We start from the raw sequence: 13,566 nt of genomic DNA on the forward strand, positions 1-13,566 counted from the left end.
GGTCAGACGGGCCGCACCTCGCGCAGGTACCCGTTGTCCAGCAGCCACAGCACGTTGAGCTGGGCCGGGCCGCCGGGAATCAGGGCCGGGTCGAGCTGGTACTGCTCGCCGTGGCCGGGCTGGGCGAACCAGGCGGCGATGGGCCCGGCGTCGACCGGGAACGGCTTGAGGACCTCGTAGTCGTGGTAGTTGCACCCGGCCGCCGGCGTCGAGTCGAGGCTTGAGGGCGGCAGCGCCCGCTTGGCGTAGGAGGTGCCGGCGGGCGCGAGGTAGGAGCCGTAGACGCTGCCGTAGCGGTCGACCTGCCGCCCGGGGTAGAGCGTCTGCACCCACTTGATCGGCCGGCCGTCGGGCGTGGTGACGTAGCCGTCGTCCGGCGGGTAGATCCAGGCGTTCGCGTCGTCGCGGTACTCGGCCAGGAACTGCTGCGGATCCACACCGCCGGTGCGCTGATAGCCCCTCAGCTGGACGCCGACCGGGCCGACGTACGGCAGCCGCTCGGGCCCGAGAAGCGCGGTGCCCTCGAAAGACGCCGCGGAGCACTCCTCCGCCGGGCTGTCCGCGGCGGCCGGCACCGCGGGCGCGGTGGCGGCGGCCTGGGCCGCCGAGGCGCCGGACAGGGCGAGGACGGCCGCGGCCGCGAGGGAGGACAGCAGGCGGTGTCTGGTCACGGAGGCTCCCTGGTGCGCGCGGCGCGGGACGCCGCACAAGATCGAATTCGGGGGCCTCAGAAAAACACCGCGAGTGACGCGGCGTCAAAGAAAACCGACACCGCGTCACTCGTTCGGCAGATCGCGAGCGGGGAACCGGGGCTCAGCCGCCGGCGCCGATCAGCCGGCGGCGTACGCCCGTCCAGGCGGCGGGGTCGGTGATGCGGCGGCCGTCGATCAGGGTCTTGATGCCGGGAAGGTCGGCCGGGGTGAGCTTGCGGTAGGCCTCGTGGTCGGTCTGCACGATCGCGGCGTCCACGGCCGCGCCGGGGACGTACGGGGTGAAGCCGAGCCCGCGCAGCTCCTCGTCGGTGTACATCGGGTCGGCCACCACGACCTCGGCGCCGCGCGCGCCCAGGGCCTCGACGGTCGGGAAGACGCCGGAGAACGCGGTCTCCTTCACCCCGCCGCGGTAGGCCGCGCCGAGCACCACGACCCGGGCGCCGGCCAGCGGGCCGTGCTCGGCCTCGAGCAGGTCCACCGCGTACCCGGGCATCGCGGCGTTGGCCGCCCTGGCCACCCGCACCACCTCGGCCTCCTGGTCGTTCCACAGGTACATCCGCGGGTAGACCGGGATGCAGTGCCCGCCCACGGCGATGCCGGGCTGGTGGATGTGGCTGAACGGCTGGCTGTTGCAGGCCTCGATGACGCCCGCCACGTCCACGCCGATCCGGTCGGCGTAGCGGGCGAAGGTGTTGGCCAGGCCGATGTTGACGTCCCGGTAGGTGGTCTCGGCCAGCTTCGCCAGCTCCGCCGCCTCGGCCGAGCCGAGGTTCCACACGCCGTTGGGGCGCGGCAGGTCGGTGCGCTCGTCGAACTCGAGCACGTCGGCGTAGAACGCGGCGCCGCGCTCGCCGGAGGCCTCGTCGTACCCGCCGACCAGCTTCGGGTACTTGCGCAGGTCGGCGAAGATGCGGCCGGAGGAGACCCGCTCCGGGCTGAACACGAGGGCGAAGTCGCGCCCGACGGCCAGGCCGGATCCGGCCTCGAGCATCGGGGCGAAGCGCTCGCGGGTGGTGCCGACCGGGAGCGTGGTCTCGTAGCTGACCAGCGTTCCGGCGCGCAGCCCGGCGGCCACGGCGCTGGTGGCGGCGTCGAGCGGGCCGAAGTCCGGCACGTCCTGCCCGTCCACGATCAGCGGCACCACGACGACCACGGCCTCGGCCTCGGCCACCGCGGCCGAGCCGTCCAGGGTCGCGGTCAGCAGGCCGTCGGCGACCGCCTGCTTGAGCCCCTCGGCCAGGCCGGCCTCGCCGGGGAACGGCTCCTCGCCCGCGTTCACCAGGTCGACGACGCGCGGGGAGATGTCCACCCCGACGACGCGGTGGCCGCGGCTCGCGTACTGCACGGCGAGCGGGAGGCCGATCTTTCCGAGGGCGAAGACGCAGATCTGCACGGGAGGTTCCGTTCGGGGAAGAGGAGACGGGGAATCAGGGCCCGACGCGGTCGCGGGCCGGGGCGGGCGGGTCAGGCCGCGCCGATCGGGAGGGTCTCGCCGGAGCGGGCCGACTCGAGCACCGCCTCGGCCACCATGACCGCGCGCAGGCCCTGACGCGGCGTCACCACGGCGGCGTCGGCCTTGCCCTCGACGGCGTCGCGGAAGGCCTCGTGCTCGACCGTGAGCGGCTCGCGCTTGGGTATGGCGTAGCGGGTCATGTCGCCCTCGGACACGCCGCGGAAGGCGGAGACCGCGTCCCACTCGGTGCGGGTGGAGCCGTTGGCGAAGTAGGTCAGGTCGGCCGTGAGCGTGTCGGCGACGAAGCAGCCGCGCTCCCCGGTGACGATGGAGACCCGCTCCTTGAGCGGGGAGAGCCAGTTGACCAGGTGGTTGGCGATGACCCCGGAGTCGAGTTCGCCGAGCACGGTCACCAGGTCCTCGTGCGGTCGGCCGCTGCGGTGCGCGGTCTTCGCCGCGACGCTGCGGTACTGCGAGCCGGTGACCCAGCCGGTCAGGTCGAGGTCGTGCGTGGCCAGGTCCTTGACCACGCCGACGTCGGCGATGCGGTGCGGAAACGGGCCCTGGCGGCGGGTGGCGACCTGGAAGACCTCGCCGAGCTCGCCCGCCTCCAGCCGGGTGCGCATGCTCTGCAGCGCCGGGTTGTAGCGCTCGATGTGGCCGACCGCGGCGACCAGGCCGCGGCTTTCGAAGGCCTCGACCAGGCGGCGGGCGGCCGGGGTGTCGTGCGCGAGCGGCTTCTCGATCAGGGCCGGCACACCCGCCTCGGCCAGGGCAAGCCCGACCTCCTCGTGCATGCCGGTGGGGCAGGCCACCACGACGTAGTCGGGCTGGTACGCGAGCAGTTCCCGCACGTCCGCGACCAGCGGCACGGAGCCGCCGAGGGCCCCGTGCGGGTCGCCGCCGGGGTCCGCGGCGACGACCAGGTCGACGCCGTCGAGGGCGCGCAGCACCCGGGCGTGGTGGCGGCCCATCGCGCCGAGGCCCACCAAACCGGCGCGCAGACGGGGCTTGGTCATCGCAGGTCTCCGAAGTCGAACGAGCGTACGGCGGCGACGACCCGGTCCAGGTCGGCGTCGGCGAGCGAGGGGTGGACCGGCAGCGAGAGCACCCGCGCCGCCGCGTCCTCGGTGGCCGGGAGCACCGCGCCGGCGCCGATCTCGGCGAACGGCGGGAGCCGGTGCACGGGCGTCGGGTAGTACACGGCGCTGCCCACGCCCTGGCCGGTGAGGTGCTCGTGCAGGGCGTCGCGGCGCTCGGCCGGGACGCGCACGGTGTACTGGTGGTAGACGTGCGTAGCGCCGGGCGCGAGGACCGGGGTGAGCACGCCCGGGATCCCGTCCAGGCCCGCGTCCAGCTTGGCCGCGTTGGCCCGGCGCTGCTCGTTCCAGCCGGCCAGCTTGGCCAGCTGCACCCGGCCGATGGCCGCGGCCACGTCGGTCATCCGCAGGTTGTAGCCCACGAGTTCGTTGGCGTAGCGCCGCTCCATGCCCTGGTTGCGCAGCAGCCTGAGTTTCCGGGCCACCTCGGCGTCCGGGGTGACGACCATGCCGCCCTCGAGCGCGTGCATGTTCTTGGTCGGGTAGAAGCTGAAGCTGGCGGCCTGTCCGAAGGCCCCGACGGGCCGGCCGTGCAGGGCGGCGCCGTGCGCCTGGGCCGCGTCTTCGACCAGGGCCAGGCCGTGGCGTTCGGCGAGTTCGACGAAGCCGGCGCCGGCCGGGTGGCCGTAGAGGTCCACCGGCAGGATCGCGGCGGTGCGCGGGCCGATCGCGGCGGCCGCGGCCTCGGCGTCGAGGCAGAAGGTGTCCGGGTCGATGTCGGCGAACACGGGGGTCGCGCCGACCAGGCTGACCGCGTTGGCGGTGGCGGCGAAGGTGAACGAGGGCACGATCACCTCGTCGCCGGCGCCGATGCCCAGCGCCGCCAGGGACAGCAGCAGCGCGGAGGTGCCGGCGTTGACCGCGACGCAGTGGCGGCCCTCGACCAGCGCGGAGAACTCCTGCTCGAACGCGGCGACCTCAGGGCCCTGCACCACCATGCCGGAGCGCAGCACCCGTACGGCCGCCTCGATCTCCTCCTCGCCGATGACCGGGCGGGCCGCCGGGACGAAGGGGTTGGTCTGCTCGCCGCTCACGATGCGCTCTCCACGATCTTTCCGTCAATCTCCTGATATATCTCGCCGGTCTCCGGGCAGCGCCAGCGGCCGGGCGCGTCGGGCTCGAGCCGCTCCCCGGCCCGGCCGACCCAGCCGATCCGCCGCGCCGGAACGCCCACCACCAGGGCGAAGTCGGGCACGTCCGCGGTCACCACGGCCCCGGCCCCGACCATCGCCCAGCGCCCGATCCGCACCGGCGCGACGCACACCGCGCGGGCGCCCACGGAGGCCCCCTCGCCGACGCTCACGCCGACCGGATGCCAGTCCCCGGCCCGCTTCTGCTTGCCGTCCGGGTCCACCGAGCGCGGCCGGTGGTCGTTGGTGAAGACCGCGGCCGGGCCGATGAACGCGCCGTCGCCGACCTCGGCCGGCTCGTAGACGAGTGCGTAGTTCTGCACCTTGACGTTGTCGCCGAGGCGGACCCCGGTGCCGATGTAGGCGCCGCGGCCGATCACGCAGTCCCGGCCGAGCACGGCGTCCTCGCGCACCTGGGCCAGGTGCCAGACCGAGCTGCCCGCGCCGATCACGGCCCGCTCGTCCACGTCCGCGCCCGGCGCCACCCGCACCTCGGGGTTCACCGGGCACCGGCCACGGCGGTCGGGGACGCCGCGCGCCCGCGGGTCTGGGCCACGAGTTCCGCGACGGCCTCGGCGAAGCGGTCGTGCGGGTTGACCTCGCCCAGGTCGCGCTCGGCCCAGGCGCGGGCGGCCTCGCGCAGCAGGCCGAACTCGGCCCGCGCCTGGCCGGACCACGCCCGCAGCGTCGCCCCGGCCTCCTCGGCGCTGATCGCCACCGCGCCCGCCCCGGCCTTCTCCACCAGTTCGGCGGCGCGCCGTATCGGGCTGGTGAGCACCGGCATACCGCAGGCCAGGTACTCGTAGATCTTCGACGGGATGGCGCTCTCGAACGCGGGCGTGCTGTGCAGCAGGGAAAGCCCCGCCCACGCGCCGCGGGCCAGCCGCCAGGCCGCCTCCGGGGGCATCCGGCCGTGCAGGCGCACCCGGTCGGCGGCCGGGGACTCGGCCTGCCACACGCGCAGCCGCTCCTGGTCGCGGGCGGCCACCGGGCCGACCACGTCCAGCTCCCAGTCCGGGGCGAACTCCAGCGCGCGCAGCATGTCGAAAAGGCCCCGGCTCTCGCGCACGTCCCCGACGTACAGCGCCCGGGGACGCTCGTCCAGGCCGCCGCGCTCCGGCAGAAGGCTGAGATCCGGCAGGTTGCGCACGACCAGCCGGCGCTCGGCCCGGGCCGGGGGCACGTGCTGGTCGGCCACCACGGTCAGGTCCGCGCCGCGGCTGAGCGAGACGGCCGTGCGCGCCCAGATCCGGGCGACCGTGCCGCGCGCGCCCTTGGCCCAGGCCCGGTCGTCGAGCAGGGCCACGTAGTCCTCGTGCATGTCCACGGCCAGCCGGCGGCCGTGCGAGAAGGTGCGGCGCAGCCGGGCGGCCGGGATCAGGTCGGGGTCGAGGGTGACCACGACCCGGCCGCGGGCCCGGCCGGGCATCAGCAGCGCCTGCACGCCCCGGGCGGCGAAGCCGCTGGACGGCGCCGGCCGGAACGCGGAGCCGGCCGGCGCGTCCTCGGCACGGCCGCGGGCGATCACCTCCACGCTCAGCCCGGCCCGCCGCAGCGCGGCGCAGTGCCGGTGCAGGCGGGCGTCGGCCACGTCGTGGCCGGAGCTGAGGATGGTTACGTCCGCCTCGGTGCGCATCTCAGATGTCCTCCATCGACATGGCGTCGTCGAGCGGATCGACGTCGTCATCGGCGGTCTCGTCTTCGGCGTTCTCCTTGCGCTTGGGCCGCGGCACGCCCTGGAACTCGAGGTACTCGTCGGCGACCTCGTCCGGCTTGCCCTGGCGCACGATCTCGCCCTGGTGCATCCAGATGCAGTCGTCGCACATCTCCTTGATGGCGGCGAGGCCGTGGCTGACGATCACGATCGTGCGGGCCTGGCCGACGAGTTCCTGCATCTTCTCGTAGGACTTGCGCCGGAAATGGGCGTCGCCGGTGGACAGTGCCTCGTCGATGAGCAGCACGTCCGGCTCCAGGTGGGTGGAGACGGCGAAGGCGAGCCGGCCGTACATGCCGGAGGAGTACGCCTTCATCGGCAGGTCGATCGCGTGCTCGAGCTCGGCCCACTGGGTGATCTGCTCGAACCGCTCGTCCACCTGGCGCCGGGTCAGGCCGGCCGCGAGCGAGCCGAGCACCACGTTGTCGCGGCCGGACAGCTGCCCGTTGAACCCGACGCCGAGCGCGAGCAGGGTGCTGATGCGGCCGTTGACCACGATCTCGCCCGAGCTCGGCGGCAGGATGCCGGCGATGGCGCGCATGAGCGTGGACTTGCCCGCGCCGTTCGCGCCGATGATGCCGAGCACCTTGCCGTGCGGCACGTCCAGGGTGACGCCCTTGACCGCGTGGATCATCCGGACCTTGCGGTCCTTGCTCTTGCGCCCGAAGTTGGTCACGGTGTGGCGCAGGGTGTTGGCCCGCGGGTTGACGATGGTGCGGTAGTCGACCCTGACGTCCTTGATCCGGATGGCGAGCCGGTAGTCGTCGTCGAGCTGCGCGTCCGCGTCCTGGGGAGCGGCGGACACGGCGGTGAGGTCAGAGGCGGACAGAGAACTCACGTTCCCTCCTGATGAAGACGAGCGTGCCGATGACGATCGCGGCGACCGCCCAGGCGGCGCCCTCGAGCATCCACGCCGGGCGCGGCGAGACGTTGTAGACCAGGGCGTCGCCCCAGGAGCCGATCATCGGCGCGAGCGGGTTGATCGCGATCACGTCCGCCTTCAGGCCCGGCTTGCTCAGCTGGGTCTGCAGCTCCCACAGCACCGGGGACATGAACATCCAGATCCGGGTGAGGTAGGGCAGGAAGTTGGAGAAGTCGCGGAAGTAGACCTGGAGCGTGGCGCAGACCAGGCCGAGGCCCGCGCCGAACACGGCCACCTCGAGGAAGGCGGGGATCGCGTAGAGCGCGGCCAGCCCCCACTGCAGGTGCTGGAGTTCGTGCACCACCAGGAACACGACAAGGCAGGGCAGGAAGCGCATGAAGGCGATCACCATCTGCGTGACCGGCAGCACCATGCGCGGCAGCCTGCTGTTGAGGATCAGCCTGCTGCTGCCGATGATCGAGCCCGCGGACTGGCTCAGGATGCTGGAGAAGAAGGTGTAGAGGAACAGGCCGGCCAGCAGCATGGAGAAGTAGTTCGCCGCGTGCTTGCCGTTGCTCAGGATGTCCGCCAGGACGTAGTAGACCAGGCCCATCAGCAGCGGGTTGAGCACCAGCCAGAGCTGGCCGAACACGTTCGTGTAGTTCTGCCCGCGCAGGGTGCAGCGGGCGAGTTCGTAGACGAACTCCCGGCGCTGCCACAGTTCGGGGAGATAGGTGCGCAGCCGCGGGACGCCGGTGCGGCGGGACCGGAACACGTGGTGTTCCAGCCCGGCGGGCACCGCGGCGGCGCGGGGCGGTGAGGTGGTGTCAAGCATCGGTGTCGATTCCGGCCGATTCGGTTGTGGGGGTGGAGACGTCAGCGCGGGGCGCGGGGACGGAGACGGGCACGGCCGGGGCGGGCGGCGCGGCGGACGCGGCGGCGTCCGGGGCGGCCTCGGCCTTGAGCTCGGCGTAGGGGGTGCGGTCGAGCTCGAAGCCGACCGGCAGCTCGGGGTGGCGCCGGGCCAGGTGCCAGGCGATCGGGATGGCGTGCGAGTCCCCGATCACCAACTGCCCGACGCCGGGCCAGGCGACCTCGCGCAGCACCGAGCGGCGGGCCACCCGCCACAGCACGTAGGGGCGCAGCAGCCGGTAGACCTTGCTGTAGAGCTTGGTGTCCAGCGCCTTGTTGACCTTGCGGATCACCCGGCCGAGGCGGGCCAGCGGGTGGCGGGCCTCGGCCGTGCCCAGCGGGTACACGCGCACCCGCGGGTCAAGGCCCTGCTCCTGCCAGGCCGCGGGCTCCACCGTGACCAGGCCCACCTCGACCCCGCGGGCCAGCAGGTAGGTGCTGGTCTCGCACACCGCCCTGGCCCGGGTGGTGCCGATCGCCAGGAACATCACGCTCCGCGCGCCCACTGTGTCCACCGATCCGCTCGCAAGCTCGCTCATGCGCGTTCCCTCGCCTGTCCGTTCCGCGCGGCTGCCCGTGCGTCCGCCGTGGCGTCCTCGACCCCGTAGATCCCGGCCAGCCGGCGGGCGACCGCGGCCGAGCCGTAGCGCTCGAGCAGGACGGCGCGGGCGCGGTGCGGATCGAGCCGGTCGGCCTGCTCGGCCAGCCGGCGGTATCCGTCCACGATGACGCCCGGGTCGTCGCTGACGTCGATGAGCAGCCCGGCCACCCCGTCCAGGCCCTCGAGCGTCTCCTGCGGCCCGCCGCAGCGGGTCACCAGCACCGGCATGCCGCTGGCCACGGCCTCGACCGTGGTCATCCCGAAGGTCTCCGACTTGCTCGGGTGCACCAGCAGGTCGTGCGCGTGCAGGAACTCGAACACCCGCCGCGGCGGGACCGCGTCGTGGAACACGACCCGGTCCGCCAGGCCCAGCTCGCGCACCCGGGCGCGTAAGGGTTCGATGAGGATGCCGGAGCCGAGCAGCGTCAGCCGCAGCTCCGGCTCGTCCTTCGCCGCGGCGGCGAAGGCCTCGACCAGCTCCGGCACGCCCTTGGTGGCGGCGATGTTGCCCACGTAGATCCAGCGGTGCGGGGCCTTGACCGGCTCCGGCCGCACCGGCATCGCGGCGATGTCCACCGCGTTCGGCACCACGTGCAGCTTGGCGGTGTGCGCCGGGAACTCGGCCGCGAGCTGGTCGCGCAGCATGGTGCTGACACACAGGAACGCGTCGGCGCGCTCGACCACCTGCGCGTACAGGGCGCGGGAGCGCGGCTGGCGCAGGATCTTGCCGAGGAACGAGGCGTGCTCGGTGACCACGACGCGCGCGTCCGGCCGGGCGAAGCGCAGCGCGAGCCAGCCCCCGTAGGTCCCGACGTGCCCGTGCACGACGTCGCCGGCGAAGCGCCCGCCCGGCAGCACGGCCCGCAGCGCCGACTCGTGGCTCTCGGCCCAGTCGGCGTAGGTGCGCCGCGGGGTGACCGGCACCGGGATGTCGGTGACCTGGTAGCCGGCCTCGGTCAGCCGCGGCCGGAAGGTCACCCGCCGGGCGGCGCCCGTGGTCAGCGCGGCGTAGGCGCGGTTGACGGCGCGGGCCGCGGTCGGGTCGGCCGGCCCGGTCCAGTCCTCGGTGTTGTAGAGCTCGACCCGGTCGAAGAGCCCTGTCACGGCGGCCGTGGTGGTCTGCACGAACGAGCCGGCGAAGGGGCGCTGGACGGTGGGGTGCCAGGGCGTGGTGACGGTGAGCCTGGTCATCGGCCCGACCGCCCCTCGACCACGGCGCGCAGGCTCTGCTCGAACGGCCCGAGCGTGTTGGCCCGGGTGTACTGCTCGGCATGGGCCAGGGCCGCGTCGAACTCCGGCTCGGTCAGGTCCCTGGCCGCCTTGGCCGCCGAGACCATGGCGTTGGCCACGCTCTGCGCGTCGAGCTTGTCGATGCCGTACCACAGCGGGTTGCCGGCCAGCACGTCCGTGGCCGCGATCCCGGGCTCGTGCACCGAGACGATCGGCTTGCCCGCGGCCATGTACTCGAAGATCTTGCCCGAGGTCACGTACTTGGCCCCGGCGGCGAGGAACACCAGCACGTCAAGACCCTGATAGGCCTGGCCGATCTCGGTCTTGGACAGCGGCCCGCGGTAGTTCACCCCGAGCCCCTCGTCCACCGGGATCCGGTCGCTGATCGAGTCGGCCGACTGCTTGAAGAAGCCGAGGTGGCCGTACAGGTCCAGGGTGGCGTCGGCCAGTTCCGGGTGCGCCTTGGCCGCGCGCCAGCCGTCGAAGAGGGTGGAGAGCGGCTGCACCTCGGTGAGCGTGCCGATGTAGCCGAAGCGCAGCGGACGTCGCTGCGCCGGGCCCGGATAGGCGGCGCGGCCGAGGATCTCCGGCTCCCAGCCGTTGGGCACCACCGACATCCGGTCCGCGGCGGCCGGGTAGCGCTCGGCGTGCCAGGCGCGCAGCCCCTCGTTGACGAACGCCGTCGCCGCCGCGCCCTCGATCGCGCGCCGCTCCCAGGCCCAGGCCGGGTGTCCGGGCTCGTACTTGTCCTGCTCGGTGAACAGGTTCAGCGTCCAGGAGTCGCGGTAGTCGAGCGCGTAGGGCACACCGGTGAGCCGGTGCAGCCACCAGGCCGCGGCGAAGGAGGCGAACGGGTTGCCGGTGGCCAGGATCAGGTCGAAACGCTTGCGGGCGTGCTGGCGCAGGGCGCGGGAGACGACGTGCGGAATCCAGGAGGCGTAGTGCTCCGGAAAGAAACGCCGCTGCATCCAGTTGTATCCGGCATTCGCCAGCACCGGCATGTTCGCGCGGAAACGGCCGTAACGCCGGATATCGCGCTCCCAACGGAAATAGCCCATTTCCGGGCGGCAGACCGTGATCCTGGGATCGACTCCTGATTCCAGGCCTTCGTCCACACTGCCGATATAGCGGGTGAAGAATTCCCGCGGGGCGGTGTGCACCGTCACGTCCCAGCCTGCGGCGGCCAACTGCTCCGCGGTCGCGCGTGCCCGGTAGACCCCGCTTGACCGACTCGGCGGGAAGAAGAACGCCAGGTACAGGATCCGGGGTGGTCGAGAGGTGGATGTGCGGGCTTTCATCGTCCCTGGCTGTCGTGACGTGGTGCTCGGGTGGTGAACGGCTCCACGAAACAAGTGCCATGTGAACGGCAGGTGTCGTCGATCACGGAGCGGTGTGTCATCTCGCCGACGAATCGGCGAGCATTCTCGCGGTTGCGTGAATGCTCGGTGAATTGTCGTCAGATATCAGGGAGGCCCGCTCTCGCCGGGCCCGCATACTCCTAAGATCCCCCGGGTGAGGATCGTAAGCGTCGTCGGAGCGCGACCCCAGTTCGTCAAACTCGCCCCCATCGCCGCGGCCGTCGCGGCGGCCGGCCACGAGCACGTCATCGTGCACACCGGCCAGCACTACGACCGGGACCTGTCGGAGGTGTTCTTCTCCGGTCTCGGCATCCCCGAGCCGGACGAGCACCTCGCCGTCGGCTCGGGCGGCCACGGCGCCCAGACCGGTGCGATGCTGGCCGGCCTCGAGCCCGTGCTCACCCGGCACGAGCCCGACTGGGTGCTGGTCTACGGCGACACGAACTCCACCATCGCCGGCGCCCTGTGCGCGGTGAAGCTGCACCTGCCGGTGGCACACCTCGAGGCCGGCCTGCGCTCGTTCAACCGCCGGATGCCCGAGGAGCACAACCGGGTCCTGACCGACCACGCCGCCGATCTGCTGCTGGCCCCGACCCCGCAGGCCGTGGAGCACCTGCGCAACGAGGGCCTGGGCGAGCGCACGGTCCTGGTCGGCGACGTGATGGTGGACGCCTGCCTGCGCGCCCGCGAGACCGCCCGCGCCGCGGGGTTGGGCGGCGTGGAGCTGGAGGGCCTCGGCGTCGATCTCGGGTCGCCCGCCGACTCCGCCCCGTCGTATCTGCTCGCCACCATCCATCGTGCCGAGAACACCGACGACCCCAAGCGCCTGAAGGCCGTCCTCGACGCCCTCGCCGACCTGCCGCTTCCGGTCGTCCTGCTGGCCCACCCGCGCCTGCGCGCCCGCGCCGCCGAATACGGCATCGAACTCGCCCGCGGCGCCGTGCGCCCCGGCACCCCGCTCCCCTACGCCCAGATGATCGCCGCCATCGACGGCGCGGCCGGCGTGGTGACCGACTCCGGCGGCCTGCAGAAGGAGGCCTACCTGCTCGGCCGCCCCTGCACCACCGTGCGCACCGAGACCGAGTGGCCGGAAACCCTCGTCGACGGCTGGAACGTCCTGGCCGAGCCGACCGCGTACGACTTCGGCGCCCTCGCCGCCCGCCCGGCCCCCGCCACCGCGGTGGGAGCCCCCTTCGGCGACGGCAAGACCGCCGAGCGCGTGGTGAGCGAACTGGCCGCCCGCGTGCACTGACCCGAGCCCGCGGCCTATCCTCGTCGCGTGAGGTCGATCAGCATGCGGCGACAGCAGCAGGATGAACCGGATCAGCCGGATCAGCCGGATCAGCGACGAGGATGGGCCGAGGCCGTCAATACCCTGACGGCCCGCTGGCTCGAACGGATCGACCCGGCGGACGCCCTGGCCTCCGGAATCGGCGTATGGCCCCTCCTGGCCCTCATCGCCGACCCCGCCGACGGCGCCGGACGGGCCGAACTCGCCTCAGCCCTGGGCATCGAGCCCGAAGCCGCGATCGACGCCGCGCGCGACCTGATCGCGACGCTCGACGCCTGCGAGGCCGTACACCTGGCCACCGGTCTCTGGACCCTGCCGGACCTCGTCGTGCACGACGCGTGGGCAAGCCGCCTGCCGGACGGCACGCGCGGCCACATCACCGGCGTGGCGCAGCAGGACGCGGTCGTCCTGAACGCCTGGGCGAACGAGCGCACCGGCGGCCGAATCCCGACGTTCCCGCTGAAGACCGACCCCTCCACCCGCCTCGTCCTCGCCAGCGCACTGCTGGTGGAGACGCAGTGGGCGCAGCCGTTCACCAGCCGGCCCCTCGCGCTCGACCAGGGCCCGTGGGCGGATGCCGGCCCGATCGAATACCTGACGCGCACCACGACGAACCTGGACGATATCCGTGTCGTGGAAGGCGAATGCGGCTCGCTGACCGACATGACCGTCGTCGGCAGGGACGACGTGGACGTCCATCTCGTACTCGCCGAAGAACACGTCGCCCCGGCCCGCGCACTCGCGGCCGGAGCGAGCATCGTGACGAAGCCGGGCGGCGTGCGCGGCACCGCGTTCACCGAAGAGCACCCCGGCCCCGGCATCACGTCGCAGCGTTCGCAGGCGAGCGCGCCCACGGACCAGCTACAGCTGGCCACCGTCGGATTCGCACACGAGGCAGAGCACGATCTCCTCAAGGCGGCCGAGGTCCTCGGCCTGCGCACCGTCTCCGACCGCACCCGCGGCCACTTCCCGGGCATCGCCGATGAGCCGCTCGCGGTGGGCGCGGCCAGGCAGAGCATCATGGCCCGCTTCCACGCCCGCGGCTTCGAAGCCGCCGCCGTGACCGCCCTCTCCATGACCTTCGGCGCGGCCAGTCCACCTCGGATGTACGAGATCCGCACCGTCTCCGCCGCCTTCACCCGCCCCTTCGCCTTCTACGCCACCCACCGCCCCACCGGCCTCGTCCTCGTGGCAGGTTGGGT

General features: G+C 73.0%; 13 protein-coding genes. 2 read left to right on the top strand and 11 right to left on the bottom strand.

From position 1 onward, the window contains the following. Positions 1–2: 2 nt before the first annotated feature. The 11 genes from KDL01_RS05035 to KDL01_RS05085 all read right to left on the bottom strand — a co-directional run bounded on the left by KDL01_RS05035 (position 3) and on the right by KDL01_RS05085 (position 11,013). On the bottom strand, positions 3–671 hold the full coding sequence (locus KDL01_RS05035) for a TNT domain-containing protein (protein ID WP_212527136.1): 669 nt from the start codon (positions 669–671) through the stop codon (positions 3–5). A gap of 142 nt (positions 672–813) precedes the next feature. Next, the gene (locus KDL01_RS05040) at positions 814–2,106 is read right to left on the bottom strand and encodes a nucleotide sugar dehydrogenase (protein ID WP_212527137.1); all 1,293 of its coding nucleotides are present in this window, start codon (positions 2,104–2,106) and stop codon (positions 814–816) included. 71 nt (positions 2,107–2,177) lie between these two features. Then, positions 2,178–3,185, bottom strand: a complete 1,008-nt coding sequence (locus KDL01_RS05045; protein WP_212527138.1) for a Gfo/Idh/MocA family protein — start codon at positions 3,183–3,185, stop codon at positions 2,178–2,180. Beyond that, positions 3,182–4,300 (bottom strand): DegT/DnrJ/EryC1/StrS family aminotransferase, encoded by a 1,119-nt coding sequence (locus tag KDL01_RS05050; RefSeq protein WP_307846099.1) that lies wholly within the window; start codon positions 4,298–4,300, stop codon positions 3,182–3,184. The genes KDL01_RS05045 and KDL01_RS05050 overlap by 4 nt, the downstream gene beginning before the upstream one ends. Further along, a complete protein-coding gene (locus tag KDL01_RS05055; RefSeq protein WP_307846100.1) occupies positions 4,297–4,899 on the bottom strand; it encodes an acyltransferase in 603 nt (200 codons plus the stop codon). Before KDL01_RS05055 ends, KDL01_RS05050 begins: the two co-directional genes overlap by 4 nt. Then, positions 4,896–6,032 (bottom strand): glycosyltransferase, encoded by a 1,137-nt coding sequence (locus KDL01_RS05060; RefSeq protein WP_212527139.1) that lies wholly within the window; start codon positions 6,030–6,032, stop codon positions 4,896–4,898. The genes KDL01_RS05055 and KDL01_RS05060 overlap by 4 nt, the downstream gene beginning before the upstream one ends. A gap of 1 nt (position 6,033) precedes the next feature. Next, entirely contained in the window at positions 6,034–6,948 is a 915-nt protein-coding gene (locus KDL01_RS05065) for an ABC transporter ATP-binding protein (protein WP_212527140.1), read from the bottom strand. Then, positions 6,926–7,807, bottom strand: coding sequence for an ABC transporter permease (locus KDL01_RS05070; protein WP_212527141.1), 882 nt, complete (start codon positions 7,805–7,807; stop codon positions 6,926–6,928). The genes KDL01_RS05065 and KDL01_RS05070 overlap by 23 nt, the downstream gene beginning before the upstream one ends. Beyond that, complete coding sequence (locus KDL01_RS05075; RefSeq protein ID WP_212527142.1) at positions 7,800–8,423, bottom strand: hypothetical protein; 624 nt, start codon at positions 8,421–8,423, stop codon at positions 7,800–7,802. Before KDL01_RS05075 ends, KDL01_RS05070 begins: the two co-directional genes overlap by 8 nt. Then, entirely contained in the window at positions 8,420–9,676 is a 1,257-nt protein-coding gene (locus KDL01_RS05080; RefSeq protein ID WP_212527143.1) for a glycosyltransferase, read from the bottom strand. The genes KDL01_RS05075 and KDL01_RS05080 overlap by 4 nt, the downstream gene beginning before the upstream one ends. Next, on the bottom strand, positions 9,673–11,013 hold the full coding sequence (locus tag KDL01_RS05085) for a glycosyltransferase (protein WP_212527144.1): 1,341 nt from the start codon (positions 11,011–11,013) through the stop codon (positions 9,673–9,675). Before KDL01_RS05085 ends, KDL01_RS05080 begins: the two co-directional genes overlap by 4 nt. Before the next feature lie 214 nt (positions 11,014–11,227). On the opposite strand from KDL01_RS05085, the gene wecB reads away from it, so the two are divergent. Further along, positions 11,228–12,325, top strand: coding sequence for a non-hydrolyzing UDP-N-acetylglucosamine 2-epimerase (wecB, locus tag KDL01_RS05090; protein WP_307846102.1), 1,098 nt, complete (start codon positions 11,228–11,230; stop codon positions 12,323–12,325). Between the two features lie 27 nt (positions 12,326–12,352). Next, positions 12,353–13,566, top strand: a 1,214-nt coding sequence (locus KDL01_RS05095; RefSeq protein WP_212527145.1) for a serpin family protein, incomplete at its 3' end; no start/stop codon positions are given.

This window comes from Actinospica durhamensis, assembly GCF_018139695.1.
GTDB classification, from domain to species: Bacteria; Actinomycetota; Actinomycetes; order Streptomycetales; family Catenulisporaceae; genus Actinospica; species Actinospica durhamensis.